Below are 26,165 nucleotides of genomic sequence, written 5' to 3' on the forward strand. Positions count from 1 at the left end.
GGGCGCGGCAGTGCAATCTGGCTGTTTGGCTCGGCACTTGACGATCGCGCCATCGGCGGTGATGTTGATCTCTATATCGAGCCGAACGCACCGGTCGTGGACAATCTCTTACTCGCCCGTCAGGCCTGCGCGCGCGAGTTGGAGCGGCGGCTCAAGCGGCCATTTGATGTGGTGGTGCGACGCGGCTCGCCAACGGCCTTCATGCGCCAGGCCGTGGCGGAAGGACAACAGTTATGAGTGTGCACGCAGAGGTGTTGGCGGAAACCGTTCAGGCTCTGAGTCAAGCCGCGGCACGCTTACGCGCCACCCATGGTGATCTGGCGGGGCATTTCCCGCTGACATCGGTGCGGCTCAACACCTTGAGCCAAATCGACCAGGAGCGGCTTGATACCCTGGCCGTGCGTTATGCGCGTTGCCAGGATCTGCTTGCACCGGCCATGCGTGCGCTGGCCCGGGCGCAGTTGGAGCCAAAGGCGGACGCGAGCTTCCTTGCGCTCCACGCGCTGATGCAGAAGCAAGGTATTGTCACCACAACCGCTGATTGGGAACGGCAGCGCAGTCTGCGCAATGCCGTCGGCCATGAGTATCCCGATCCGGAGACGATTGCCGATCTGCTCAACGGCATCCACGCCGAGACCCCGGCCCTGCTGAGTATGGTCGAGCGACTGCGACAAGTCGCGAGCACGCTCGTTGCTGAGCATCACTGATTCCCGCCCATGCATCTCGTCGGGTTGTTACGCAGATCGCGCGGTTGAGGCAACGCTCGCTCGCTTTAATGAGCCTCGGCGTCAGCTCCAGAGGTTGCTGAGCTCGAGCATCAGTGCCTCGAAGGGGGCGACCGCGATGCAGCCGTTGCCGGCTGCCTCCGCGAGTAACCGCCATTCGCCGCTATCCAGTCCATAGGCCTCGAAAGTTCGTCGTTTGGGATCAACGAGCCAGACGTAGGCAACCCCGTAATGGGCGTAGAGGGGCATCTTGATGTGACGGTCTTTGCTTTCGGTCGAGGGGGACAAGATCTCGCAGACCCAATCCGGGACGATCTCGAAGCGATGTCCCTCGGGGATTTGAGGCATGCGTGCTTTGCGCCAACCCGCAAGGTCAGGAACCGCGACCTCCACATCGGTGATGAAGTGGATCTCGGGCTCGACGATGATCCACCAGCCGCCGGGTCCGCCCCGACCGCGCCCATAGCTGCCGACCAGATCGTAGGTCAGCTCGCTTTCTGCTTTCGCGTGAGGTCCGGCTGGCCGAGGTTGGGTGTGCAATTGGCCGTTGAGGATCTCTCCTGTCAGCCCCTCGGGCAGGGTTTCGAGCTGTTCGTACAGCGTTTGCATGTAAGCATGTTGCATGGCTGTTGCCTGTTTGACGGCCTTTGTAGGAGCGCATTACTCATTGTTTGATCAATCAACAAATCTGCCCATGCGCATCAAACAACGCATCCAACTGCGGGTTAGCGGTGACCAGCAAGACCTGTCTGCAGATGTTGGAGTCATTCATCTCCAGGTGCTGGAAGTGATCGCCGCTGACTTTGCGTAGCAGTTGAATCCGTCCAAACAGATGCCCATGCTGTTCGGCAAAGCGTGCCAGGCCGATGGCCTTCTCAAAATTGTCAGATCGACTCGGGTCATGCGGTTCGAGGATGTCGAACAGATAGCTGGGCTCTTCTCCATCGACAGCGGTTTGCTGGCGCACCATGACCAAATCGGGAAACATCGGCCGAATGTCGCTGCCGGTTTGGTAGGGGATCTCCAGCGACCAGGACTTGCGATCCAGGTTGCGCAGCCAGGCCAAGCGGTCCGGCTTGGCCAGTTCTTGTTCAAGCAGTTCACGCTCCCAAGTGCCAAGGTCCGCCCGAAACTGGCCGTCTTCCTCCAGATACAGGTGCTTCGGGTAGATCGGTGCGTTTGCGCTGCGACGGAAGTCGATGCTGGCTTCTAGCCGCCAGTCGATCGGCTGCGGTTTGGCGGTTGCGAGGCGCAGTCGGTCGTAACGCTGTCGCTCCTTCTCGCCTAGCTTGCCGATGGCCTGTTTGTGCTGATCGTAGAGGCGATTGAACGCCTGCTCGGCCTTGGCTTCGAGATCCGCGATGCTCTGCGGCTGACGGCTCAGGACGATGACTTCGACCTTGACCTCCAAGGCATCGCGCTCAGCCTGGGCTTCCCAGTAGGCTTGATGCAAGGCGTTGCTGAACCGGCGGCCCGCCTCGGCAAACTGTCGCTCGATGTCGGCCTCGGAGACCTCCAACGCGTAGTCGCGCACCGGAGTGCTGAGGCCACTGCCAAGCAGTTCCGGGTGATCCGGGTCGGACTCTGCGGTAATGGTGGTCACCTTCACGCGCGTGATCGCTGCCTCGGCCTTGGCATAGCGGTCGTCTGCTTTGAGTTGTTCAACCGCTTGTTGCATCCAGGCGATCATCTGCTGCTTGGCCTGCTTCCAGGCGGACGGCTCGATCGCGTCGATATTCAGCCGCCGACCCAAATCGACATAGCGCCGGATCGGACTCTGAGCGCGCACGGCGTTGACCCGATAGGTCTTGAGCGCTTCGCTGGCGGCAAAGATCGCCTCGGTGCCCGGTCGCCGGGTCAAGATCACCAGCTCGCGGCTGGAGCCGGTCTCGGCCGGCGGTGTTTCCTCGACGTTGTTGAGATCCTGAATCACCGCCTCGACCGCATCCTTGTCGAAATGAGGCAGGAACAGATGCACGTCGTTCAGCGTTGCATCGCGCTCGATCCGCCGCGCCAGGGGGGTGCGCACCATGCGTCCCAGCAACTGGGCGATGTAGGTGTGATCCTCTGCCCGGCGAAAGGACATCATCACTTCGGCGCGCGGGCAATCCCAGCCGGTCGACAGACTGGTCTTGAAGAAGACCACGCCGATGTCCTTGTTCTCATCGATGCGCGAGGCATCCACTCGACGGATGTTGTGACCACGGATCGCCAGGTCGCCGCAGTCATGCAGCGCATGCACCGCCTCGCCTTCGCGCAGGGGCTCGCCGATGGCGCGCTCGATGGCGGCCAGCGCGGCAGCCAGATCGGTGCGCGAGGTCTGGTTCTCGCCGCCGTTCTCAATCTGCACCACCAGCACCGGCCAGACCCGCTGCGGCTCGTGCTCTGCTGTGCAGTAGGCGTCCCAGGCGCGGCGCATCTTCATCCAGGTGCAGGCGGCCTCTTCGAGCAGCGTCATCTCCGCGTCGCCTGCCTGGTCTGGGTGGTGAATCGGTACCCGATCTTTCAGCAAGCCTGATGCGCGCACATCGGCCACCGGCACGCTGACCTTGTGCTGGCTGTGCGGTGCCTGCTCAAGCAGATCGATGAAGCGCTTGGGTGTGGCCGAGATGCCGATCACCAACGGCATCGGGATCAGACCGCTTGCGGCATGCCCAAGCAGAAAGCGTTGCACCAGGGTGCGGGCCTCGTTGCGGTTGCGGGCACTGGTCATACCACGATGCGCTTCGTCGATGACTAGATAGAAGCGCTCCGGGCCTGAGCGGGCAGTGTTGGTGAAGGTGCTCCAAATCGGGTAAGCACGGCTGTCGCCGCGGCGGGTCAGGCGCTTGTCGTTGCCGAGCTTCTGGATGTTGATGAAGTGGATCACGCCCGGCTCCAGGCGCTCGCGATCGAAATCGGCATCGATGGTCAGCAGGCGCTGCTCGCCGATGCGATCCGAGACCTGGTTGATGCGCTTATGCGTCTGTTCGTTCAGCTCTGGCATGTCGGAGAGCCAGAGGATGGAGGCATCGGGTTGGGCCTCCAGGCCCAGCGCGCCGAACAGGATGTCCTCGAACAGCGCGGCCATGATCACCGTTTTGCCGCTACCGGTTGGCGCCGAGAAAGCGATGGCCTGTGGATACTGTGGACTCGCCAGTGCGCGCGCCTGCCTGACGCGCACGCGCAACTGCTCCAGCGCGGTTTGCTGAAAGTCGAACAGCTCGAATTTCATCGGCCAGCCTCCCGCTGCGCGGCCTGGGTCGGGTCGATATTGATTAGGAAGTTCTCGAGGTAATCCCGGTAGAGCTGCACCGTTTCCAAGGCCGGACTTGAGGCCGTCAGACGAGCGCGTGCCTCGGCGGACAATTCCTGGAAGGCCTCCTCGGCATCGGTGACGATGAACAGCAGGCGCAGATCGGCGCGCCCATCGAGTGCCTGCAGCAAGGGTTGCATGGCGCCTTCATCGAGCAGGACTGCGAAGGGGTTCTCCGGCGGTGCGAAGAAGTCGGGATCGGGCGCTTCGGTGGGCAACTCCGGTCGCTGCCCAATGGCCCCGGCCTTGAGCCAGAGCAGCGGCAGAATCTCGCGAAAGGCGCGTTTGAGCGCGACCCGATGTTGGTCGAGAAAGTCCAAGCGGAAGTAGGCGAGATTGGCGGCAAAGCCCTCGGCGAGCGGGCGCTTTTCTTCCTCGGTGATGCGCAAGGGGCCAAGCAGGTTCTGCACCTCTGACTTGATCCGATCGAAGACCGCCTTGGTCGTCGCGACAACGTAGAGGTCGGAAATCTGATCTTGGCCCTCCAGCGCATCCAGCCAGTCTGAGGCGGCTTCCTCGTGGAACAGGACGCTGGCGGAATGATCCTCTGAGACGATATAAGCGTTATCGCGCGTCACGAGCTTTTGCGGCAGATCGGGCAGCAGCGCGACCAGTTGCTTTTTGCGTGCTGCCGTGTTGAGTGCGGCCGGATCGACGAAGCCGATATGGACGATGCGACGCGGGCGCTCGCGCTCGACCGTTCCGCCGGTTAGATAGTCACCCGGTAGCGGGGTGCCGTCGTCACGCTGCCCGCGAATGGTGAATTGGCTACGCGGCCAGGTCACCGAGCGGCAGATGCCCTGAGCTTCCCAAGCCTCATCGCCCGGTTGTAGCCCACGAGCGCGCATGGCTTCCGCTTCGTCGCCCGAGACCTCGTTGTTGGTGACCAGGATGCAGCGGCGCTGGCCTCCGTCGGTGGCATTGAGCAGGTTGACTGCATTCAGGGTGGTGCCACTCCCACAAAAGAAATCAAGAATAATCGCGTTTGGCCGATCCGCAACAAAAAAGCGGATGCAATCATGGACTGCGTAAATGCTTTTCGGAAAGGGAAACTTAAGGTCAGGAATAATTTCTGACAGGAAACGTGACCCGTATTGAGTCGCATCATGCGAGCTAATTCGCCATTGACTAGCCGGGACCGCCCGCACAAAATCCGTATCAATACTATCGACAATTATCGACCCGTCAGGGCCTCTGCCGATTTCCTGAAACTCACCTCTATGGATCTTCGCGTACTCGCCATCTTTTAGGATGGAGATAACAAATCCCCGTTCCCGTGAACCAGTAATGCGGACCCTTCCTTGCAGCAGTCGCTCCCTGAAAGTCATTGCTGACCACTGCCAAACTCCCTCGCTTCCGTCTTTACGAATTGGCAGTACAGGCACTAAACCATTTATTGGTTCAGGTAACGAAACCCCTGCTGGCAGAGCATCGCCAACGAGTTCGACCTTCGGAACGTCGGGGTCAACATAGATTGGAAAAAAGCAGCCGGGCGAATGGCTTCTCGTCGTATTGGTACCTGAGCGACGCAACAGATCCCATCGGATGTTGCCTGTATGAGTTCTGCCTTTGGCTGAAACCCAATCGCGCTTCAGTCGAAGTCTCTGCGGCGCAGAGTCTCCCAGAGTTACGAAGAAGATATATTCATCACTTCGAGCAAAACCACCTTCACGCGCAACACCGGCGGGGTTAATAAGGGTGCTGACCATTTGCAGCTTGCAACCCTTGAATACATCTTCTAGTAGAAGACCTAGATGCGTATACTCTTTTTCATCTATGGTGATAATCAATACTGCTGCAGATGGATTCAGTAACCTTCTTGCCAATTGCAAACGCTTTTCCATAAAAGACAACCACTTGGAATGTCGCCAGGCATCATTCTTATCGACATAGTCATTGTTGTACTTCCAATCCCGAGCCCCGGTGTTGTAGGGCGGATCGATATAGATGCAGTCGACCTGTCCCGCATAGAGGTAGCCCAACAGTTGCAGCGCATGGTAGTTATCGGCCTCGATCAGACCATGCCAGGGCGCATCGGCTGGGCCGTTCTGTACCTGATCGATGGGGGTGAGCGAGGGAAAGATCGGCTCGCCGAACTGGCGCACCACCACCAGCTCCGCCAGCGGCCAGTCGAAGCGCGCGCCGGCATCTGCTGTGCCTTCGGGGCGGACGCATTCGGCCACCCCATCGCGGACTCGGCGCACCTGCCAGCGCTCGGTGAGCGACTGACCTTTCTTCGCCACCAGATCACCACGCCTGGGTGCCACCTTCGGCAGCGGTACCAGCTCTGGCAAGTGACGGTCGAACACCAGCCCAAACTGCCGCGTCTTGCGCACCTCCGCCCACTCGCGCTTGAGCTGATCGCGCACGCGTGGTTCTGAGACTTGGGCGATGAGGTCGTCGATCGAGGCCACTATGGGCTCCTTGGCGGGATGGGAAACTTGGATTCTGGCGCTCTTGCGACGGGTCGACTGGATGCTCGGTTGGCCCGCTGGGTTGGGGGGCAGATTGTTGCTGAGCAGGTTGTGCCGACGATGAGCAGGACTATCTGGCCTATGTTACAACTGTTGAGCCCTCTGGTAGCGAGCGAGGCTGGCGGCAGAGCGAAGCCCGGATGCTGTGACCTGTTTTTTGCTGCGCTGACGGCCACGTTTCGTTTGAGATCAGACTTCTGGTCAGCAACACTGTCGGCGCTGCAAGCATGATGAGCAACGGAAACGACGGTAACCGTGAAAACCTGGATGAACGGTGGCTTTGACTTTCATCGATTCCTAGATCGGCAGGCGCAACAAGCGCGCGAGGCCCTTGCCCGCTCGTCAACCCTACTGGAGCAAGCACGCGTCTGCGCGCGTCCGATCTTGGAGCGCTATGGCGCCGAACGCGCCTTGGTTTTTGGCTCGGTCGCCGCAGGACAGGCACATCGGGGTTCTGATCTTGATCTGCTGGTCTTGGGGACCGCCGCTGCTGATTATTGGGCCTTGCGGGAGGAGCTGGAGACGGCCTTTGAGCGCCCGCTTGACCTTATCACCGAGGCTGATGATCCTCAGATTATTCAACAGGCATTAGCCCAGGGGGTGACGATCTATGGCGCGGAATCCACAACTGCTGCGTGCGCTGATCGAGGATGAGCTGAAGAAGCTTGCCCGCTTGGAGCAGAGCTTCCAGCAGATCGAGGCCAAGCTGGCGCTACCGCCGGATGGGGTGCCCGACTACGATCGCGGCGCGATCGGCTATCTGCTGCACAGTTTCTACAACGGCTGCGAGAACATCTTTCGCGCTATCGCCCGGTTCTTCGAGAACGATCTCGGCGCTGATTCCTGCCTTGATCGCGCCGGTCGCTTTCGGCGAGAAGCTCGCCACCTGATCCTCTGCGGGCCGCCAGAGCGCGATCCATACCTAGGACTTGTCCGGTTTTTCTGCCCGCGGGAGTTCTGCCAGCCGCTGCGCCCCTTCCCGTCCGAACCGAAACTCAGTACCGCTCCCGATTCAGGGCTGCGTCGTCGTCTTCGCGCGTGGCGTGAAAGTCATCGTTTCGCGCTATACGCTCGAGCGAATCAGCGAGATATCTCATCCATGGAACGCATGGTTACGCCACGCTTGTTGACGGTGCCAATCTCGAAGCCCGATCGCATCTCATTCAATTCGGGTCGATCGAGGATGTCTCGGGCCGGCGGTCCCGGCCAGATTCCATCCTGTCCTATCGGGGCATGGGCAAGGATCTGACCGAGGGTTAGCGGTGAGCAGCAAGACCTGTTTGCAGATACTGGAATTGCCCTTCGGCGCCACCAGCTCCTTGTCTGTGGGCGGTGGGTCATGCCGGTCCGGCCGCAGCCATCGCCGCCGGCACGCTGCGCCACACCAAGCGCTCAAAGCCCAGCGCCACTACGGCATGGGTATGCAGGCGCAGGCGCTCTCCGTAGGCCCGTTCTAGCCCCTGGCTGTGGCGCGCGAGCTGCGCCTCGGCGGCGTCCAGGCTGGCCGCCACGGCCGGCAGGCTGACGAGTGCCTCGCGTGACTGTGCACGCAGGGTTTGAGCCGTCAGCCCGATGTCCTTCAGGTTCAGGTACTTGAACTCCAGCAGATGGTCGAGCAGCGCAAAACGGCGCATCTCCTCGCGCACGATCAGCGACAGATCGGCATGGCCGCGGTCGATCGCCGTCTCCGAGTCCATGACGTAGAAGATGTCGGCGAAGAGCGCGACCAGAAAGACGGTCTTCACCGTCAGCTCATTCGACCAGCGATCGTCGCGGTTATCGAAGACGCGCAGATGGTTGGCCTCCAGCACCGCGATCAGCGGTGCTAAGTCGCCTTTGGTATAGAGGGCCTTGGCTGCGACGCGCAGGCTTTCACGCGCGGGATAGTCGGGGAAGAGCCCGTCGCGAAACCGCTCAACATAGAGCTTGCGGATGACCAAGTTCGGGATGCCCAGCACCAGTTCACCAAAGGGCGTCTGATCCTTGAGCGTCAGTGCGCCGAGAAAATACAGCAGTGAGCCCAGAAAGGGCGCGTCCCGAGGCGCGCGGCGCATGTCCTCGACGCCAAAGCGGTGCGCCAGACTGGCGATGACCGGTGGATGCTCGGGGTCGAGCGCGGCGCCGATGACCTCCGCGCCATGCGGCTGGCGGGCAACGAAGTCGATGCGGTTGCGGTCCATCGCCAGATTGCTGTCGAGCATCTCGCGCGGGGGCTGACCGGTGGCGGCCAGGGCCTCGAAAAAGTACAGCGCCAAGGTCGGGTTGTAGAGTCCAGGCCCAGGCTCATAGCCGAAGCGATAGCCGTTGTACCAGGCGCGCATGGTCGCCAGCATGCGTGCCGACCAGTCCGGGTCGCGTGCCTGTTCACCGGCGAGTTGCTCAAGCACCGATGCCACCTCGGCCTCGGTGAAACCGCAAAGATCGACGAATCGGGCATCCAGGCTGATGTCCTTGGCGACGTTATAGCCGCTGGAGATATCCGCTAGCACCACCGGCGAGACGCCGGTGATAAACACCCGGTCGATGCCCGCGCCCGAGGCCAAGGACTTGACCGCCTTGAAGACCGTCTTCAGCAGCCCCTCGCCCGAGACCAGGGCATCGTAATCGGCCCGGCGCCCTTGCATCAGCTCGTTGGCGAAGTTGTCGTATTCATCGATTAGGAGATAGAGATCATGGCCCTGGGCGCGGGCGGCGCTGACGGCAGAACGCAGTGCGACCAAGCCGTTGTCCGCGCGCAATCCAAGCGCGTCAACGCTCAGGTCGGCGTCGCCGAGTTGCGCGCGGTAGCGCAGAAAGAATGCCTTGACCTGACCATTGATGTGATCGTGCAGGGCCTGGCGAATCTCGGCCAGACTGCCACTGGCATCGACCATGGAGAAATCCCAGCGCAGCACGAAGTAACGGTTACGCCGTGCAGTAGGATCGCGGCCGATGGCGAGCATGCCGAACAGCGCCTCGAATTCCCCTGCACGCGCCAGATCGTAGTAGTTCTCCAGCGTGGTCAGCCAGGCGGTCTTGCCGAAGCGGCGTGGACGCAGGAAGAGGATCTGATCGCCGAGGTTCTCCAGCGTGCGGATGCGATCGGTGCGATCGGCGTAGTAGTAGCCCTCGCAGATGATCTTGTGGAAGTCAGCGATGCCGTAGGGGAATTTCATCGCGGATGACCAAAAGGCGACGCAGGTCGGCAGTATAAAGGAGCCGGGACGCTGGATCCCCCCCTGGTGCGGCGCCGACACCGCGCCTGCGCATCAACTTCGCATGGTATCGAGAAAGGCTGGCGCAGGATGAAGCCCGGATGCTGTAGCCTTGAGATCCGCGGTCGTGGTCGTTTGACGGGTCAGCCCCTCCACCGGCCTGCGTCAATCGGCTAGACTGCCTGCATGAGCTGCGCCCACTGCATCCCCGGCATGAATTGCTCGGCAAAGCCTTGATGGACGTGCTGATCGGGCTGCTGCAACAGCTTGCCAACCCCTTTGGCGTTGCCTCATCACAGCGTCGAGACGGCCCATGAGGACATTGAAATGCCGATGACTACAGTCACTTCGAGTGATTTTGCGCGTGATCTAACCGAGGCGAAGAGGGCGGCCAGTGCTGGCCCGGTGATCGTCACCGACGGGGGGCGACCGGCTTACGCGCTGCTGAAGATCGACGACTACTACAGACTGACTAGAGATGCGCCGAAAAGTCTCTTGGCGATCATGGAGGCAATACCAGGCGGGGATATCGACTTTGATCCGCCAACACTCACCGGGAACGATCTAAAACCCGCGGACTTCTGATGAGCGCGCATGTTCTTACTCGATACCAATGTCATTTCTGAGTTACGCAGCGGCAAACGACGGCCATCTGCAGCCGTTCGAGCCTGGGCAGACACCGTACCTGCACACCAGCTCTACTTATCTGCCGTGTCGGTGCTAGAACTGGAGATGGGAGTGCTGCGCATGGAGCGTAAGGACGCACTGCAGGGAGCCATTTTGCGCGCATGGGCCACAACGGTCATCCAACAATTCCAGGATCAGGTGCTGCCCTTCACAGCACAAACGGCGCAGCTCTGTGCACCAATGCATGTGCCCGACGCACGCAGCTTCCGTGATTCAATGATCGCGGCAACAGCGATTCAGCACAGACTCATACTCGTCACCCGGAATGTGTCAGACTTTGAAGGGTTGGGTATCGCGCTACTGAATCCATGGGCACCACAACGGAGTCCGGCTCCAAAATCAATGGATTGACCGAGTGCTCACTTACACTTGATCCATGCCCGCCCGCACGCAGCGCAGCACCCCGTAGTCGTATTCGCCGTTGAGGGCGTCGAAGGCGGGTTTTAGTGCCATGGCCGAATCAGGGGGGATCTGCTCAAGCGCGTAGCGGATGGTCTTCAGTTCTGCTTCGGATAGCGATACGGCTTCGCGCAACGACAACTCGCCAAGCTTGATGCAGCGCGCGAGATGGCTGTAGACGGTGGTGGGCTTGAGCGCGCGCCGTTGGGCAATCTCGTCGATATCGGCCCCGGCGCGTGCGAGTGCTAGGGTCTCGCGGACGGTGTCACTGAGGCCGCTTTGCCAGATCCGGCCGCTGGAGGTTGTGCCGGATGCGGTGCCAGCAGCGCCCGCACTCAAGCCAGCTCCGGCCGGAGTTCCTGCCCGGATTCCAGGCCCAGCGCCAGCGCCGCCGCTGCCACGGACGGCGCCCCCTTGGACATCACGCCCGCGCTCGGGGCGCAGCTTCTCTGGTGGCAGCGGCGGCAGATGCTCGGGACGGCCGTGCTCGGTCTCATGCATCAGCAGTTCGGCAAGAAAGGCCTCGCCATAGCGCTCGAGCTTGACCAGGCCAACACCGCTGATCCGCGCTAGCTCATCGGGGTTGCGTGGTCGGTAAGCGACCAGCTCGCGCAGGGTGCTGTCGGGGAAGACATGGAAGGGCGGCACGCCTTGCTCATCGGCCAGCGCGCGGCGGCGACCACGCAGGCGCTCCCAGAGCGCGTTGGCCTCGGGGTCGGTGGGCGCTGCAGCCGGTGCGCGGCGCTCGGTGCTCGAGCGCTTGCGGTCGGGATCGCGGCGCAGCTTGACCTCCTGCTCGCCGCGGAAGAGCGGCCGGCAGGCCTCGCGATTGAGCCGCAGCCCGCCGTGGCCCTCGATATCGACTTGGGCCAGCCCCGCCGCCACCAGCTGCCGATAGACCGACTTCCATTGGTCGGCGCTCAGCTCCTTGCCGATACCGAAGGTGCTGACCCGATCATGACCGAAGCGGCGCATGCGCGCATCGGCCTTGCCGAGCAGCACATTGGTCAAATAAGCGGCGCCGAAGCGCTCGTCTGTGCGATGGATGCAGGACAGCGCCTTTTGCGCAATCACCGTGCTGTCGTCGTAGCAGTCGACCGGGGTCAGGCAGGTGTCGCAATTGCCGCAGGCTGGGCTGCCGGTCTCACCGAAATAGTCGAGCAGCACCTGGCGCCGGCAGCGGGTGGTCTCGCAGAGGCCGAGCAGGGCATTGAGCTTGTGCAGGTCGACCAGCTTGAAGCGCTCTTCGGCCTCGGAGTTCTCGATGAAGCGGCGCAGGCTGACGACGTCGCTGAGCCCGTAGGTCAGCCAGGCATCAGCTGGCAGCCCATCGCGGCCAGCGCGCCCAGTCTCCTGATAATAGGCCTCGATGCTCTTGGGCAGATCCAGATGCGCGACGAAGCGCACATCGGGCTTGTCGATGCCCATGCCGAAGGCGATGGTGGCGCAGATGATCACGCCCTCGCTGCGCAGGAACTCGGCCTGGTGGGCTTGACGCATCTGGGCGCTGAGCCCGGCATGATAGGGCAGTGCATTGAAGCCCTGGGTGCGGAGAAAGTCAGCGGTCTCCTCGACCCGCTTGCGCGATAGGCAATAGACGATGCCGGCATCCTGAGAATGCTCCTGGCGCAGGAAGCGCAGTAGCTGCTGGCGCGGACTCTGCTTCTCGACGATGCGGTAGCGGATGTTTGGCCGGTCGAAACTGGAGACGAAGTGCCCGGCCTGCTCGAGCTGCAGGCGGGTGATGATCTCGTTGCGGGTCGGGCCATCGGCGGTGGCGGTGAGGGCGATGCGCGGGATCTGCGGCCAGCGCTCGTGCAGGTGATTGAGCTGCACGTACTCGGGGCGGAAGTCATGGCCCCATTGCGAGACGCAGTGCGCCTCGTCGATCGCAAACAGGGCGACCTGCGCGCGCTCGAGCAGGGCGAGGAAGCGCTCGGTCAGCAGGCGCTCGGGGGCGACATAGAGCAGATCCAGCTGGCCGCTGAGCAGGGCCTGCTCGACCTGGCGTTGCTGGTCTAGATCCAGCGCGGAGTTCAGGAAGGCCGCGCGCAAGCCCAGCTGACGCAGGGCGTCGACTTGATCTTGCATCAAGGCGATCAGCGGTGAGACAACGATGCCGGTGCCGGGGCGTAACAGCGCCGGGATCTGGTAGCAAAGCGACTTGCCGCCGCCGGTCGGCATCAGCACCAGTGCATCGCCGCCGCCGGCGACATGGCTGATGATCTGCTCCTGCGCACCGCGGAAGCTGGCGTAGCCGAAGGTGCGGCTGAGGATCTCGAGTGCGGTGGATGTAGAGAGCGAGGTCGGCAAGCTGGGCGAGAGGGTTGGCGCGTCCATCGATGTTCAGTGGCGGCTGCAAGCGTTGAGGGCGTTAGAGAGCCTGTTTAGCCTCCCGTAGTCCGGCGAAGGGGTCAATGTTTAGATCGCATGCTGGGCTTTTGTTCAGAGGCTTGACGCTGCATGCTATAGGCTTACCTGGCGCGCGTCGGTCTCCCGAGCGAGCGACCTCTGGTGCTGAACTGAGCCTCTGGTTCGGAGCCGAGCGTGTGCTAATGGCGCATGATGCCTTTCGGCAGGAGAAGTTGTAATGACCAACGCACAGCAAGCCTTCGCACAACTCGCCCGGCAACCGGATGACGGGATCGATCTCGCTGCTGCGGCACTGGCGGTGAGCGGCCTGTTTCAACAGGACTTAGCAGCCAATGAAACCCTCGCGGCCTTGGATCGACTGGCCGCTGAAGCGGGTACGCGCCTGCTGCCACAAGCCGATGTGTTCGACAAGGTGAGGGCGCTAAATCAGTTTCTGTTCGAGGAGATTGGCTTCGCTGGCAATCAAGACGACTTCTACGACCCACGCAACAGCTTTCTGGATCAGGTGCTGAGCCGTCGGCTCGGTATTCCGATCACCCTTTCGGTGCTCTATATCGAGATCGCTCGTCGCCTTGGCCTGCCAGCCTATGGGGTCGGCTTTCCTGGACATTTCCTGGTCCGCATCGGCCGCGGCGATACGGCCTTGATGCTGGATGTCTATGCCGGCGGGGTCGCGCTGCCAGAAGCTGAGCTGGATCAGCGTCTAGCCGATCTCTATGGCCGAGGCACGCTGAGTATTCAAAGCCATCCGGCGCTGCTGCGCCCGGCGACCAAGCGCGAGATCCTGGTGCGGATGTTGCGTAATCTGACTGGCATCTATCGCGACCGCGGCGAGCGGGTTAATCGGCTTGCAGCGCTGACCGCCTCACTGACACTAGCGCCGAACCTGCCTGATGAACTGCGCGAACGCGGTCTTCTGTACCGTGATCTCGACTATACGCCGGCGGCGCTTGGCGATCTGCGCCGCTTCGTCGAGGTCTCCGATGATGCTGAACAGATTGCTGCCGTGACAAGGATCATCGATGAACTGGGCGGTCAACCGATGCGGCTGCATTGAGGTGATGGCCCTCGCTCTCTAACTTATTAAGGAGAACCTTTAGTGAAACTGCTCGTGTTGTTGCCTGTCATCGTTGTCTTGGTCATCCTCGCCATCGGCGCCATGTCCTTTTTCAAAGGTCAAACCACCGCGGTGAACCTTTACCATATCTGTGGCAAAAAGGTAGGTTGGTATGAGGCGATGTTCCTTGATCCCATCCGAGATAAGTCAGGCTGTGAAAAGTATGGGCCAGTGCCTTGCTCAAATAATCCTTGAGTTTGAGCACAATGTACTCAGGGTGCGGCTTGACGCAGGGCTCCAGCCCTTAAATCCATCACCCGAATATTCTCCTCAAGAGTGAAGACCAAGTTTGGCTTGATGACGGTGTCTCTCACGATCTGCATCACCGGTCGCCCGTATGTGTCGTAAACAAGCATCCCATTGTCAATGACTTGTTTCTCTTCGAGATAGAGGTATTCCAGGCTCAGGCGGATGTTGAGCTGGTGATCTGCTTCCGGCAATCTCCTCGGTTTGATGATGGGAATCGATATCTGCACGCGATCATCCGGAGCCTCGATCGAGTAGCTGTCGAGGTTTTGGCCAAACAGGATGGCCCCGTCAAGGGCTAGCGCGCTGGTGATTCTGATCGGGTAAAGGATTCTCGGGTCATTGATCTCGACCAGCTCAAGCTCGAGATCAATGCGATCCTTATTGACCGCTAACGGGTTAGGATAGCGCGCGATGATATTGAAAACAATGTCATTCAGAGTCGTTTCACGAAATTCATAGATTTCAATCTGGTCTTCTTTGCTATAACCCGGCTCGCAGGTTCTAAATTCGGTGCATTGCATTTTAATATATTCGGTCTTGACCGTCTCGCCATTCTCCGCCTGATAAGAGATATGTTTTTCACACTCGCCGCAGTCTTCTGGGCAGGTGCATTCGTTTTCAATCGCTGCGCGTTCAGTTCCGCTTTCGGAGATGATATCTAAAAGCGGGTTAGGCGCAGGCGCTTCATCTTCGGATGTGAGTGGTTCGCGGGAAGGCTGCAGGCTGGGTTTGACGAGGCTTTCGCAAATGCCATTGCCGCAGCAATGCTCAATCATGGTGGCTTTGCAGATTCCCGCATCGCAAACGCTTTCAAAGCAAGTGCCGGATGAAGGGCAGTCACTGTCTTGCTGGCATTGTGGTTGCCGGCCACATCCTGACATCAAGGTGAGCGTCAAGAGGGTCGACAACATTAGACGGTAAAGCCGCTTCAACATGGATCACTCTCGTCTGATGAATCGAATCGTCCGAACAAGACATTGCTGAATCCAAGACATTGCTGAATCAAGGTCAGCGTCCTGGCCATTTGCCATCTCCAAGGCCATGGCTTGCCGGCTGAGTTTGCGCAGCAACTGCTTGCTTGAGAGGCGATTGGAGCAGCTGGCGATAGCGGACGGTCTTCACCGCAGTCTCATCGGTCTGGATAATCTCAAGTGGATAGCCGTGCAGTTTGAGACTGGTGCCTGGCTCCGGAATAGTCTCGAGATAGTCGATGATAAGGCCATTGAGGGTCTTCGGCCCATGGGTTGGCAGCGACCAGCGCATGGCTCGATTGAGCTCGCGGATGGTGATGGTACAGTCGATGAGCAGGCTGCCGTCGTCACCGCGATGGATATCCGGATAGGCATCGGCGGGGTCAGTGGTGAACTCGCCGACGATCTCTTCGAGCAGGTCGGCGAGGGTGACGAGACCCTGGAAATCACCATATTCGTCGACCACGAGTCCAACCCGCTGACGCGCACGCTGAAAATTCACCAGTTGCTGATACAGATGGGTTCCCTCGGGAACAAAGTAGGGCTCGCGCGCAATCGAGCGTAGGTAGTCCTTATCCAGTTGACCTCGGCCAAAGCCATGCTCGAGTAATGCGTGCATCGCGGTGCGCGAATGGATCAGGCCAACGAGGTTATCGAAGCTGCCGTCGAACAAGGGCAGCAGGGTGTAATTGGCGCGGCGGATCGCGGCAATGATCTCGTCTGCGGGATCTTGCAGATCAATGCCTTCGACCTCGTTGCGCGGGATCATGATCTCCTCGACCGTGGCATTCTCCAAGTCCAGGATCGCGATTAGCATGTCGCGGCTCTGCGGTGGGATCATCGCACCGGCCTCATTGACCACGGTGCGCAGTTCTTCGCGGCTGAGGGCGTGGGCCTGGCTCGACTGCGGGCGCACGCCCATCAAGGCGAGTAGACCATTGGTGATCAGATTGACAGCGGCGACGACCGGATACAGCAGCTTCAGCAAGGGTGTATAGACAAAGGCCGCGGGGTAGGCAATGCGCTCCGGATGCAACGCGGCTAGGGTCTTTGGGGTCACCTCCGAGAAGATCAGGATAATCAACGTGAGCAGCCCAGCCGCGGCGGCGATGGCGCCTTCGCCACCGAGGCGCAGCGCGATGACGGTGGCGAGCGAGGAGGCCAGGATGTTGACGAAGTTGTTGCCCAGCAGGATCAGGCCGATCAGCCGATCGGGGCGTTCGAGCAGGCGCTGAGCAAGGATGGCGCCGCGCTTGCCGTGCTCAGCCTGATGTCGCAACCGGTAGCGGTTCAGCGTCATCAACGCCGTCTCGGAACCAGAGAAGAATCCGGACAGCAGCAATAATGCCCCTAGCGATGCGAACAGGACAGACAGCGGGATTTCGTTCACGACGGCGGCGCGGAATTACTCGCTGAAGGATTCGGTCCGGTAGCGAGCGACCTGGATCTGCTCAGACCAGTGTTCAGGGGCGAGTCCCGCTTTTTGTTTCAGATGCCGCAGAAAGGTCTCGCGGCTTGGAAGCTGTGCCCAGACCGAGGGCAAGAAGGTGCCGCGCCGCGCCCCCTCGCGGAGGATGAGCCCATCGAGACCGGGCTCGATGGCCGCAAGCAGCTCAGCCTCGTTGCTGAATGCGATTGGCTGTGGTGGAGTCAGCACGGAGATCTCGATCTTCAGATCGTCGAATTCTTGGGCCGACAGCGGTGCGAACCTTGGATCTAGGAAGGCCGCGGCATGCGCGTTCTCGGCGACGTCGCAGGCGAGGGCGGTGATAGCCTCCAGATGGCCAATACAGCCCCGTAATCGGCCTTGGCGTTCCAGCGTGACGAAGCTCGCCCGTTGCTCGCGTAGGCGGGAGGACTCCTGTTCGGCGACGATGGGCAAGGCACCGTCCTGATTGAGACCATGCCTAATGGATTGCCGCGCGATCTCAAGTAAGCGCTGCCGTGCGGGCGCATCCAGTGATGCTGCACTCATGGCTGGGGGAGGAAGATCAACCGAACGCATAGGCGCCATAGCCTACCACGCGGTCGCGCGGTCCAGCGGTATCACCCGAGTTACGCAGATCAAGCAGCCGCGCTTTGCCTTGGTGTCGCTTGGCCAATTGCAGCAGGCCAGCGATGGCATGGCGGCCGCAAGCCTGCTCAGAGCCAATGCGCTCTGGCTGCAGGTTCAGGATGGACTCCGAGGTGCGCGCATCGAGTGCTTGCCCAGTGGCGTCATCCAGATAATGACTGAGATCAGAGCTGATCAAGATCAGGCTTTCGTCTTGCGCCCAGAAAGGCTCCAGAATCTCGGCGACCTGTTGGGCATCGATCTCGCCGACGAGCATCGGAACGATGCTGAAGTGCTCGAGCAAGACTTGGAGAAATGGAAGCTGTACCTCGATGCAGTGCTCGCCATTAAAGGCTTGATCATGACGGCTGACTTGCGGGTAATCGGCGATCAGGCGCTCGACGACTTCCTCGTCGATCGGCACTTGACCCAACGGGGTTTCAAAGGCAGAGGCGCCAGAGATCGCGATCCCGCGCACCGGGATTCGGTGTGGCGGCCCCAGGATCAGTACCCGCTTGATCTGTGCCGCTTGCTCGGCGATGGCCGCGTAGGCGCTGCCAGCAATAGCGCCCGAATAGACATAGCCGGCATGTGGCACGATGATCGCCTTGGCGCGTTGGAGCCGCTTGTCGCCGGCGCGTGCAACGCCCTCGGCGACAAAGCCTCGCACGTCGGCGCTCAGCTGTTGTGGATCAGCGGTGTAGAAGAGACCGGCGACGGCCGGCGCTTGTACCCTTCGCATCATTGTCATGTTACCTCGTGCAACGAGACCATTACGCCATGCTGGGCCGGCCCAGGCTAACCTACAGGCGGTTTCCATAGAAGGCTTCCTGTTCAGGACGCGCGCTGCGATTTCGGCTACCTCCGACGATAGCGCCCTGACTAGCGCCCTGACGGCAGGGTAACCGGTGGCCGACATGCCGACTACAATTTTAGTCAAGAAAGCGTGAGGCTTCAGAGCAAACGATGGAGCAAGAAACAGGCGCATGATGTTCAAGTCGACAGCCAACACACAAGATTCACTAGGTCCACGAGGTCTACAACATCGTCAAGCCCGCGGCCATCCCACGCCGTTCTCTCATCAGCTGGATGACGGGCGGATTCAATGCGATATCTGTCCGCGCGCCTGTGCGCTCCATGAGGGGCAGCGCGGACTCTGTTTCGTGCGTGGGCGCGAGGGCGATGAGATCCTGCTCTATGCCTATGGCCGCGCTAGCGGTTTCTGTATCGACCCAATCGAGAAGAAGCCGCTCAATCACTTCCTGCCGGGCACCTCGGTGCTCTCGTTCGGTACCGCCGGTTGCAACCTGACCTGCCGCTTCTGCCAGAACTGGGATATGAGCAAATCCCGCGAGATGGATCTGCTTGCCGCCGAGGCGACGCCGGAACAGATCGCGGATACTGCGCTCAAGCACGGCTGCCACAGCGTCGCCTACACCTACAATGATCCGGTCATCTTCCTCGAGTATGCCTGTGACACCGCTCATGCCTGCCGGGAGCGAGGCATTCGCAACGTCGCCGTCACCGCGGGTTATATCAGTCCCGGCGCACGCGAGACCTTCTTCGCCGAGATGGACGCCGTGAACGTCGATCTGAAGGGCTTCACGGATGACTTCTACAAGCGTCTCTGCAGCGCCCGACTCGGCCCGGTGTTGGAGACCCTGGAGTACCTGCGTCAGGAGACCGACGTCTGGCTCGAACTGACGACCTTGCTGATCCCGGGCGAGAACGACAGCGATGCCGAGCTGGCGCGGATGGCAGCCTGGGTGGTTGAGCATCTGGGGCCGGATGTGCCGATGCATTTCAGCGCCTTCCATCCCGCCTACAAGATGCTTGATGTGCCGCCGACGCCAGCGGCAACCCTGACCCGCGCGCGGCGAATCGCGCGCGAGCAGGGGGTGCAGCATGCCTATACCGGAAACGTGCATGACGGCGAGGGCAACAGTACCTGGTGCCACGCCTGTGGGCATCTGCTGATCGAGCGCGATTGGTACCGGCTTGGGCGCTGGGGCTTAACGGCTGAGGGGGCCTGTGAGCATTGCGGCACCCGCTGCGCCGGGGTGTTTGAGGCCGAGCAGGGTGATTTTAGTGCGCGCCGGGTGCCGCTGCGCCCGACGGCGTTGGCCTGAGGTCCCGTGCGAGTGGTATTGATGCCGGGTGACCGGCTAAGCTGAGTCTTGTGTAGCCAACAGCCTCAAGGGTGATCAGCCATGTCTGGGCATGTCCGACCAATGATTCCTCAGCCGCCGGTCAAGACTCGGCTTGCTCATGTCGCGATTCCGGCCGAGCTGCTGGCTGATGCCGCCATCGAGGACCACCGCATTTTCCTTCAACAGGCCAACTGGGATGATTTCGAGCGCGTTCTGGCCATGCGTGGCGAAAGATCGGTGCCGAGAATCCTCTATGACCGAGGAGTCATTGAAATCATGAGCCCATCTTCGCATCATGAACGGCTGAAATCGCTCATCGGTTGCCTCGTCGAGGTCTATTGCCAGGAGCAGGATATCGAGTTCACCACCCTTGGCAGCTGGACGCTCAAGGAGGCGGCCAAGGAAGCCGGCCTGGAGCCTGACGAGTGCTACATCTTTGGAACCGACACCACGCTTGAACGGCCGCATCTCGCCATCGAGGTGATCTGGACCTCGGGCGGGATCGATAAGCTCGATCTGTATCACCGGCTTGGTGTTGCTGAGGTTTGGATCTGGCGGCGCGCGCGATTGACGCCCTATATGTGGGGCGATGAGCAGTACCAGCCGGTGGCAACCAGTGAGATCCTGCCCGGTCTCGACCTGAGGCTGCTTGAGCGTTTTCTCGATGGCGATGACACCACCTCGGCGGCGATACGTGCGTACCGAGCTGCGTTGAGTCAGGCATCTGCCGATCCTGCAAGCGACCTGCCGTCTCGCGGTTAATCGTCGTCGGCTGCAGCTCCAGCCAGCCTCAACCAGGGGCGGTTCAGACCGCACCCATTGCCCGCTTTCTCGAAACCACTTGCGCAGACAGCAGCGAGGTTCATAATGCCGGGCTTTTTGCGGAGACTCGGCCATGTTCAAGAACGCCAAGGTGTATCGGCTTCAGGTGCCATTCGAGCTCGATCAGATGGGCCTACATGCGCAGTTGGGCGAGCGCCGTTTCCGCCCCTGTGGTCCGGTCGAGACCGCCACCATGGGCTGGACCGCGCCGCTGGGGCCGAAGGCCGAGATGCTGGTGCATACGGTCGGCAAGGTGCATCTGGTCGCGATGCGCCGGCAAGAGCGGCTGCTGCCAGGCTCAGTAGTGACCGAGGCGGTGGCCGAGCGCATCGCCGAGATCGAGCAGGCCGAGATGCGCGAGGTCGCCCGGCGCGAGCGCACCCAACTGCGCGAGGAATTACTCGCCGAAATGTTGCCCAAGGCCTTCACCCGCTCGCGGGTGGTGCGCGCCTATATCGACGCTGCTGAGGGCTGGGTGGTCATCGACGCCGGCAGCGACAAGGCGGCTGAAGAGCTGCTGGCGTTGCTTCGCGAGAGCTTGGGCAGCTTCCCAGTCAAGCCGCTGGAGCCGCAGGTCATCGCTGCTGAGCGCCTGAGCAACTGGATACGCTCCGGCAAGGCCGCCGACGGCATCGAGCTCGAGGATTCTTGCGTGCTGCAGGACGCCGAGGATGCGCGCTCGACGGTGCGCTGCCGGGGTCAGGATCTGAGCGCGCCGGAGATCCGCAACCATCTGGAGACCGGCAAGCGCGCGGTGAGCGTCGGTATCAACTGGAAGGAGCGGTTTTCGCTGTTGCTGGGCGAGGATCTCAGCCTCAAGCGCTTGCGCTTTGCCGATGAGGTGACGAATGAGCTCGACACCGGCGACGCCGATGATGAGGGCGCTCTGCTGGATGCGGAGCTTGCGCTGCTCTCGCTTGAATTGCGCGCCGTTCTGGCCTGCCTCTGTGAAGAGTTTGAGGTGTTGTCTGAGCCATCGGTCCCAGCGCCGCCCTCGGCGCTCGACATCCAGGCGCCGAGCCAGCCGAAGACGACGAGGGTATCGGCAGCGGAGGACGCGACCAGTACCGACACCCCGCCCTGGGCTTGAGCTTCACACCTGCGTCACACCTGGTAGTAGTCGCGATACCAGTCGACGAAGCGGCGAATGCCGTCTTCGACGCTAGTCGCCGGGCGATAGCCGAGTTCGTCGACCAGGTCGCTGACATCGGCATAGGTGTCTGGTACATCGCCAGGCTGCAGGGGCAGCAGCTCCTTCTCCGCGGTTTTACCCAGACATTGCTCCAAGGTCTCGATATAGTGCATCAGCTCGACCGGGCTATTGTTGCCGATGTTGTAGAGCCGGTAGGGGGCGCTGCTAGTGGCCGAGTCGGGGGCGCCACCACTCCAGTTCGGATTCGGCTCGGGAATGCGATCGAGCACCCGGATCACGCCCTCGACGATATCGTCGACATAGGTGAAGTCGCGCCGATGTTTGCCGTAGTTGAAGACCTGAATCGGCTCACCGGCGAGAATGGCGCGCGTGAACAGGAACAGCGCCATGTCTGGCCGGCCCCAGGGGCCGTAGACGGTAAAGAAGCGCAGTCCAGTCGTGGGTAGCCGGTATAACTCGCTGTAGGTATGCGCCATCAGCTCATTCGCCTTCTTGCTAGCGGCATAGAGGCTCAGTGGGTGATCGACGTTGTCGTGGACCGAGAACGGCATGTTGGTGTTGGCGCCATAGACCGAGCTACTCGAGGCATAGACCAGATGCTCGACGCCGTTGTGCCGGCAGCCCTCGAGAATGTGGGCAAAGCCGACCAGATTGGTGTCGACATAGGCCAGTGGGTTTTCGATCGAGTAGCGCACGCCGGCTTGGGCTGCGAGGTTCACCACTCGATCGGGCTGATGCTCGGCGAAGGCCTGCGCAATACCCTCGCGGTCTTCGAGATGCAGGCGCAGATCCGTAAAGCCGGGATGGCCCTGGGTCCGCGCGAGCCGTGCCCGTTTGAGCTCGACATCGTAGTAATCGTTGAGGTTATCGATACCGACGACCTCGTCGCCGCGCTCGAGCAGCCGAATCGATAGCGCTGAGCCGATAAAGCCAGCGCTTCCCGTGACGAGCACCTTCATGCTTGTAACCTCCTCAGCGCACTTGATGCGCTATGAATAACCTCGAACTGCTGGGCATCAGAGTGGCCGCACCTAGCGTTGCCCTCATGATGACTTCTTGCGCCAAGCCTCGGCCTCTTCCTCGCTCAGCACGCGCGCTTCGTCCTCGAGCATCACCGGGATGCCGTCGCGGATCGGATAGGCGAGTCGGGCCGCGACGGCGACCAATTCCGCGTTGTCCTTGTCGTAGATCAGTGGGCCTTTGGTCACCGGGCAGACGAGGATATCGAGGAGCTTCTTATCCAACATGATCTTCTCTTGGGCGGGGTGGATGTCTGGAACAAACCAGAATCCTACCTCAGCTTGGCCTGTTCCGTGTTGCCGATTCGTCAGCGGGGGCTGCAACGCAAAACGGCCGGAACGAGAGTGATCCCGTTCCGGCCGTTGATCTCACCGGAAGCCCCTTTCCTCGGCCGAGGAAAGGGGCCCTGTGATCAGGGCTTACCAGCGACGACCGCCGCCAGCACCGCCACCACCGCCGCCACCTGGACGACCACCACGCTCAGCGCGCGGCTTCGCCTGATTGACACGAATCGGACGGCCCTTCATCGGCTGCTCATTGAGTGCCTTGATAGCGGCGTCCGCCTCGCTGTTGTTAGGCATCTCGACGAAGCCGAAGCCCTTCGATTCGCCCGTGAATTTGTCCATGATCAGGTTCGCGCTTTCGACTTCGCCGTAAGCGCCAAAGGCTTCACGGAGCTCATCCTGGGTCACGCTGTAGGCCAAGTTGCCAACGTAGATATTCATCAGTCTCGTCTCTCTGGAAATACACACCGTAGGAAAGTGAACCGCCGCAGACCGGTGTGCACATCAAGCGGCCGTAGCGGTGGATGAACAGGTCATCCGTCGGGTCGATAAAGCGAGGTAAAGCGTGAGGCGGGGTTGCGCAGCCCGAACTCCATCGGCTTGCACAACGCGATGATCGATGGCGGGAGCATACACTGGTCGTTAGGTGGTTGAAAGGAAAATCTTCCGCCGCTGAACCATTTCAGTGATCGGCTGAGACCACAGGCTCAATTGCCCCTGGGGTTAATCAGCTGTCCCCTGACAAGAGGGATCGAGACCCTTTGCATGCCGCTCGGCTTGGGCAATATTGATGAACATCTGAATCTCTCGCTCGCGTCGGCTGGGGGATAGGGTCTTCTCTTTTGCTGCTTGCCAGGCCGCATCGATCTTAGGATAGAGCGCCTCAGCAGCCGCTAGATCGCCGCGATCACGGAGGATGGCGGCCTTCAGCATCAGCCCGCGCTCGAGATTGTCGGCATGGCCTTTTGCGATAGCCTGATCGACCAGCATCAGCGCTTGGTTGTGGCTGCACTGGCCGAAGGCGATGAGCGCGAACCGATTCTCAGGCCCCATCGGATCTTCGGCGCAGCCGCTAAGAAGCAGGACGGACAGCAGGCCAGCGATACCGAATGGGCCAAGCCGGGCGTGCAGGTTGATTGGGGTCATGAACGATGGTCCTTCTGCAGGTTGGGTGGGCAAAAACCGCCTCGAGCACCTGGTGATGCCGATGTCATTTTAGCGAAGTCTCGCGCCTCAGCCTCAAGCCCTTATGAAAGAGGCTCATGTCGATGCTACTTGATTGGCGTCGATGCCACTTGATTGGCTGACCCAGATTGCTAGAATCAAGGATCGCGATAGGATCGCTCCATAGGCTGTGCACCACCAATGCCAGAAGGACCCTCCAAGCAAGCAGATGTCACCGCCCTGGGGACGGGGAACAACGCCAGCGCCGATGTGCAAGATCCCGAGAGTCGCTTGCGCGAGCGCAGATTGCGCCTTGCGATCGCCGCGGCTGGCATCGGTGTCTGGGAATACGATCTCGAGCAACCTCAGCTCTCTTGGGATGACTGGATGCACAGGCTACATGGTCTGGACGCTCGGCATCTGAAGATCGACCTTGCCACATGGCGCCATCTGGTCCACCCAGACGACCGTTTTCGTGCACTGCGTGCCATGCTCCGCGTGACCCGGTCGGATGAAGCGCGCCTCGTGCAGCTCCGGGTGCTGTTGCCCTCTGGAGAATGCCGGCATCTCAGAGTGCATGCGCAGCGCATTCAGGACAGGATGACAGAGGGCTACTGCCTGGTCGGCGTCTGCGACGATATGACCGAGCAGCAGCAGGTCTCGGCGCGGATCGAGCAACTCGCACTCTATGACGAGCTGACCGGTCTCCCGAATCGCCGGCTTTTGCTCAACCGGTTAGAGCATGCCATCACCCTGACCGATCGTCAGGCCGGCCATCGGGCGCTGTTACTGCTGGATCTCGACGGCTTCAAACGGGTCAATGATACGCTCGGCCATGCGGTTGGTGATCAACTCTTGATCACCTTCAGTGAACGCTTGCGTGAGGCGCTGCGGCAAACCGATACGGCGGCTCGGCTTGGGGGCGATGAGTTCGTGGTGCTGTGCGAGGCGCTCAGCACGGATTCCGAGGTGGCGACTCGAGAGGCCGCGGGCATTGCCTCGAAGATCGCGCGCTTGGCCGCCGTTCCTTATCGGCTCACCGGTGCCCAGGATCGCCTGCTGTATTGCTCCACGAGCATCGGCATCACTTTGTTCGCCAATGCCGCGTGCAATGCCGATGAGGTGATGAAACAGGCCGATATTGCGATGTACGCGGCGAAGCAGGGCGGTCGCGATACCTGGCGCTTCTTCCAAGCGAGCATGCAGCAGGCGATCGAGTTCAAGGAGAGCCGTTCGCTCGCCTTGCGCCAGGCCTTGGCGCGGGAGGAACTGACGCTGCACTATCTGCCGCTGGTCAATGCCGATGGTCAATGGTGCGGCTGCGAGGCGCTGGTGCGATGGGCCGCCTCGGAGCGGGATCTACGCCGACCGGACGCCTTCTTGCAGTTGGCCGAGGACAGTGGGCTGATCCAGGCCATCGATGACTGGGTGCTGCGTCGCGCTTGCGAGGATTTCGCCTCGATACGCCCTTTGGCTGGCCACCCCGATCTACATCTTGGCGTCAATGTGAGTGTGCGCCAATTGATCGATACAGACTTCGCTCAACGTGTGTTGCGCACCGTCGAAGCGACCGGCCTGCAGCCTCAACAGATCCGGCTTGAAGTGAGTGAGCAGTCGTTGTTCACCGATGTCGAGCGCGCCGAAGCGGCGCTCAAGCGCCTGCAGCAGGCTGGGATTGCCGTGGTCTTGGATGACTATGGAACCGGCCCGTCCTCGCTGATCCAGTTGCAGCGACTGGCCTTTCATGCGGTCAAGATCGATCAGACCCTGATCAAGGATATCGAGCGCAACCCCTCGCAGCTGGTGATTGTGCGCGCCGCGCTCAGTGTGACCAGGGCGTTTTCGATACCGGTCATCGCCGAAGGCGTCGAAAACGAGGCGCAGTATCAACTCCTGCGCGCTGAGGGCTGTACCCTGTTCCAGGGCTATTACTTCGCCACCCCGATGCCGCTTGAGATCCTGTTACAGGGTTTCGAGCGGAGTCTCTGCTGAGGCCCAAGGCAGTCCGAACCTTCCGCAAGCATTGATCGCGCAA

Annotated in this window: 24 protein-coding genes and 1 pseudogene; 12 read left to right on the forward strand and 13 right to left on the reverse strand. The window is 61.0% G+C overall.

The features are described from left to right. Both VBE63_RS06170 and VBE63_RS06175 read left to right on the forward strand, forming a co-directional pair. Nucleotides 1-237, forward strand: a pseudogene (locus VBE63_RS06170) (hypothetical protein); the annotation flags it as partial. Then, nucleotides 234-707, forward strand: coding sequence for a hypothetical protein (locus tag VBE63_RS06175; RefSeq protein WP_323682130.1), 474 nt, complete (start codon nucleotides 234-236; stop codon nucleotides 705-707). The pseudogene VBE63_RS06170 and the gene VBE63_RS06175, both read left to right, overlap by 4 nt. Nucleotides 708-788: 81 nt before the next feature. Here VBE63_RS06175 and VBE63_RS06180 read toward each other — a convergent pair whose 3' ends face one another. Genes VBE63_RS06180 through VBE63_RS06190 form a run of 3 tightly spaced genes read right to left on the reverse strand, consistent with a single transcriptional unit; the run spans nucleotide 789 to nucleotide 6,434 of the window. Beyond that, complete coding sequence (locus tag VBE63_RS06180; protein WP_323682131.1) at nucleotides 789-1,349, reverse strand: Uma2 family endonuclease; 561 nt, start codon at nucleotides 1,347-1,349, stop codon at nucleotides 789-791. A 55-nt stretch (nucleotides 1,350-1,404) separates the two neighbouring features. After that, a complete protein-coding gene (locus VBE63_RS06185) occupies nucleotides 1,405-3,939 on the reverse strand; it encodes a DEAD/DEAH box helicase (protein ID WP_323682132.1) in 2,535 nt (844 codons plus the stop codon). Further along, a complete protein-coding gene (locus VBE63_RS06190) occupies nucleotides 3,936-6,434 on the reverse strand; it encodes a site-specific DNA-methyltransferase (protein WP_323682133.1) in 2,499 nt (832 codons plus the stop codon). The genes VBE63_RS06185 and VBE63_RS06190 overlap by 4 nt, the downstream gene beginning before the upstream one ends. 315 nt (nucleotides 6,435-6,749) lie before the next feature. Between VBE63_RS06190 and VBE63_RS06195 the strand changes: the two genes are divergently transcribed. Both VBE63_RS06195 and VBE63_RS06200 read left to right on the forward strand, forming a co-directional pair. After that, entirely contained in the window at nucleotides 6,750-7,148 is a 399-nt protein-coding gene (locus VBE63_RS06195) for a nucleotidyltransferase domain-containing protein (RefSeq protein ID WP_323682134.1), read from the forward strand. Then, a complete protein-coding gene (locus VBE63_RS06200; RefSeq protein ID WP_323682135.1) occupies nucleotides 7,105-7,743 on the forward strand; it encodes a hypothetical protein in 639 nt (212 codons plus the stop codon). The genes VBE63_RS06195 and VBE63_RS06200 overlap by 44 nt, the downstream gene beginning before the upstream one ends. Nucleotides 7,744-7,831: 88 nt before the next feature. On the opposite strand, the gene VBE63_RS06205 is transcribed toward VBE63_RS06200, so the two are convergent. Next, on the reverse strand, nucleotides 7,832-9,649 hold the full coding sequence (locus VBE63_RS06205) for an AAA family ATPase (protein WP_323682136.1): 1,818 nt from the start codon (nucleotides 9,647-9,649) through the stop codon (nucleotides 7,832-7,834). Nucleotides 9,650-10,021: 372 nt separating this feature from the next. Between VBE63_RS06205 and VBE63_RS06210 the strand changes: the two genes are divergently transcribed. Then, nucleotides 10,022-10,273 carry a type II toxin-antitoxin system Phd/YefM family antitoxin gene (locus tag VBE63_RS06210; protein ID WP_323682137.1) on the forward strand — a complete coding sequence of 84 codons (252 nt, stop codon included), beginning with the start codon at nucleotides 10,022-10,024 and terminating at the stop codon, nucleotides 10,271-10,273. Nucleotides 10,274-10,282: 9 nt separating this feature from the next. Continuing rightward, on the forward strand, nucleotides 10,283-10,726 hold the full coding sequence (locus VBE63_RS06215; RefSeq protein WP_323682138.1) for a type II toxin-antitoxin system VapC family toxin: 444 nt from the start codon (nucleotides 10,283-10,285) through the stop codon (nucleotides 10,724-10,726). A gap of 12 nt (nucleotides 10,727-10,738) precedes the next feature. Here VBE63_RS06215 and recQ read toward each other — a convergent pair whose 3' ends face one another. Then, the gene (gene recQ, locus VBE63_RS06220) at nucleotides 10,739-13,114 is read right to left on the reverse strand and encodes a DNA helicase RecQ (RefSeq protein WP_323682139.1); all 2,376 of its coding nucleotides are present in this window, start codon (nucleotides 13,112-13,114) and stop codon (nucleotides 10,739-10,741) included. A gap of 250 nt (nucleotides 13,115-13,364) precedes the next feature. On the opposite strand from recQ, the gene VBE63_RS06225 reads away from it, so the two are divergent. Both VBE63_RS06225 and VBE63_RS06230 read left to right on the forward strand, forming a co-directional pair. Beyond that, nucleotides 13,365-14,204 (forward strand): transglutaminase-like domain-containing protein, encoded by an 840-nt coding sequence (locus VBE63_RS06225; protein WP_323682140.1) that lies wholly within the window; start codon nucleotides 13,365-13,367, stop codon nucleotides 14,202-14,204. Nucleotides 14,205-14,246: 42 nt separating this feature from the next. Further along, nucleotides 14,247-14,459, forward strand: a complete 213-nt coding sequence (locus VBE63_RS06230) for a hypothetical protein (protein ID WP_323682141.1) — start codon at nucleotides 14,247-14,249, stop codon at nucleotides 14,457-14,459. A gap of 17 nt (nucleotides 14,460-14,476) precedes the next feature. Here VBE63_RS06230 and VBE63_RS06235 read toward each other — a convergent pair whose 3' ends face one another. The 4 genes from VBE63_RS06235 to amrB form a co-directional block, all read right to left on the reverse strand. Continuing rightward, a complete protein-coding gene (locus tag VBE63_RS06235) occupies nucleotides 14,477-15,448 on the reverse strand; it encodes a hypothetical protein (protein ID WP_323682142.1) in 972 nt (323 codons plus the stop codon). 73 nt (nucleotides 15,449-15,521) lie between these two features. Further along, nucleotides 15,522-16,874: an HlyC/CorC family transporter gene (locus VBE63_RS06240; RefSeq protein WP_323682143.1), complete on the reverse strand. Its 1,353-nt coding sequence runs from the start codon at nucleotides 16,872-16,874 to the stop codon at nucleotides 15,522-15,524. A gap of 15 nt (nucleotides 16,875-16,889) precedes the next feature. After that, nucleotides 16,890-17,459 carry an AmmeMemoRadiSam system protein A gene (amrA, locus tag VBE63_RS06245; protein ID WP_323682144.1) on the reverse strand — a complete coding sequence of 190 codons (570 nt, stop codon included), beginning with the start codon at nucleotides 17,457-17,459 and terminating at the stop codon, nucleotides 16,890-16,892. 16 nt (nucleotides 17,460-17,475) lie between these two features. After that, nucleotides 17,476-18,288, reverse strand: a complete 813-nt coding sequence (gene amrB, locus VBE63_RS06250) for an AmmeMemoRadiSam system protein B (RefSeq protein WP_323682145.1) — start codon at nucleotides 18,286-18,288, stop codon at nucleotides 17,476-17,478. Nucleotides 18,289-18,523: 235 nt separating this feature from the next. Between amrB and amrS the strand changes: the two genes are divergently transcribed. The 3 genes from amrS (at nucleotide 18,524) to VBE63_RS06265 (ending at nucleotide 21,599) form a co-directional block, all read left to right on the forward strand. Continuing rightward, a complete protein-coding gene (gene amrS / locus VBE63_RS06255) occupies nucleotides 18,524-19,666 on the forward strand; it encodes an AmmeMemoRadiSam system radical SAM enzyme (RefSeq protein ID WP_323682146.1) in 1,143 nt (380 codons plus the stop codon). Nucleotides 19,667-19,768: 102 nt separating this feature from the next. Then, nucleotides 19,769-20,449, forward strand: a complete 681-nt coding sequence (locus tag VBE63_RS06260; RefSeq protein ID WP_323682147.1) for a Uma2 family endonuclease — start codon at nucleotides 19,769-19,771, stop codon at nucleotides 20,447-20,449. Between the two features lie 133 nt (nucleotides 20,450-20,582). After that, entirely contained in the window at nucleotides 20,583-21,599 is a 1,017-nt protein-coding gene (locus tag VBE63_RS06265; RefSeq protein ID WP_323682148.1) for a recombination-associated protein RdgC, read from the forward strand. A 14-nt stretch (nucleotides 21,600-21,613) separates the two neighbouring features. On the opposite strand, the gene VBE63_RS06270 is transcribed toward VBE63_RS06265, so the two are convergent. The 4 genes from VBE63_RS06270 to VBE63_RS06285 all read right to left on the reverse strand — a co-directional run bounded on the left by VBE63_RS06270 (nucleotide 21,614) and on the right by VBE63_RS06285 (nucleotide 24,112). Beyond that, the gene (locus VBE63_RS06270; RefSeq protein WP_323682149.1) at nucleotides 21,614-22,621 is read right to left on the reverse strand and encodes an NAD-dependent epimerase; all 1,008 of its coding nucleotides are present in this window, start codon (nucleotides 22,619-22,621) and stop codon (nucleotides 21,614-21,616) included. A gap of 84 nt (nucleotides 22,622-22,705) precedes the next feature. Continuing rightward, the gene (locus VBE63_RS06275) at nucleotides 22,706-22,906 is read right to left on the reverse strand and encodes a Trm112 family protein (RefSeq protein ID WP_323682176.1); all 201 of its coding nucleotides are present in this window, start codon (nucleotides 22,904-22,906) and stop codon (nucleotides 22,706-22,708) included. 195 nt (nucleotides 22,907-23,101) lie between these two features. Then, the gene (locus VBE63_RS06280; protein WP_323682150.1) at nucleotides 23,102-23,407 is read right to left on the reverse strand and encodes an RNA-binding protein; all 306 of its coding nucleotides are present in this window, start codon (nucleotides 23,405-23,407) and stop codon (nucleotides 23,102-23,104) included. Between the two features lie 282 nt (nucleotides 23,408-23,689). Further along, on the reverse strand, nucleotides 23,690-24,112 hold the full coding sequence (locus tag VBE63_RS06285; protein WP_323682151.1) for a hypothetical protein: 423 nt from the start codon (nucleotides 24,110-24,112) through the stop codon (nucleotides 23,690-23,692). Between the two features lie 219 nt (nucleotides 24,113-24,331). Here VBE63_RS06285 and VBE63_RS06290 point away from each other — a divergent pair, with 219 nt between their 5' ends. After that, complete coding sequence (locus VBE63_RS06290) at nucleotides 24,332-26,122, forward strand: putative bifunctional diguanylate cyclase/phosphodiesterase (protein WP_323682152.1); 1,791 nt, start codon at nucleotides 24,332-24,334, stop codon at nucleotides 26,120-26,122. Nucleotides 26,123-26,165: the final 43 nt, after the last annotated feature.

The sequence above is a fragment of the Lamprobacter sp. genome, assembly GCF_034860625.1.
Classification (GTDB): Bacteria; Pseudomonadota; Gammaproteobacteria; order Chromatiales; family Chromatiaceae; genus Lamprobacter.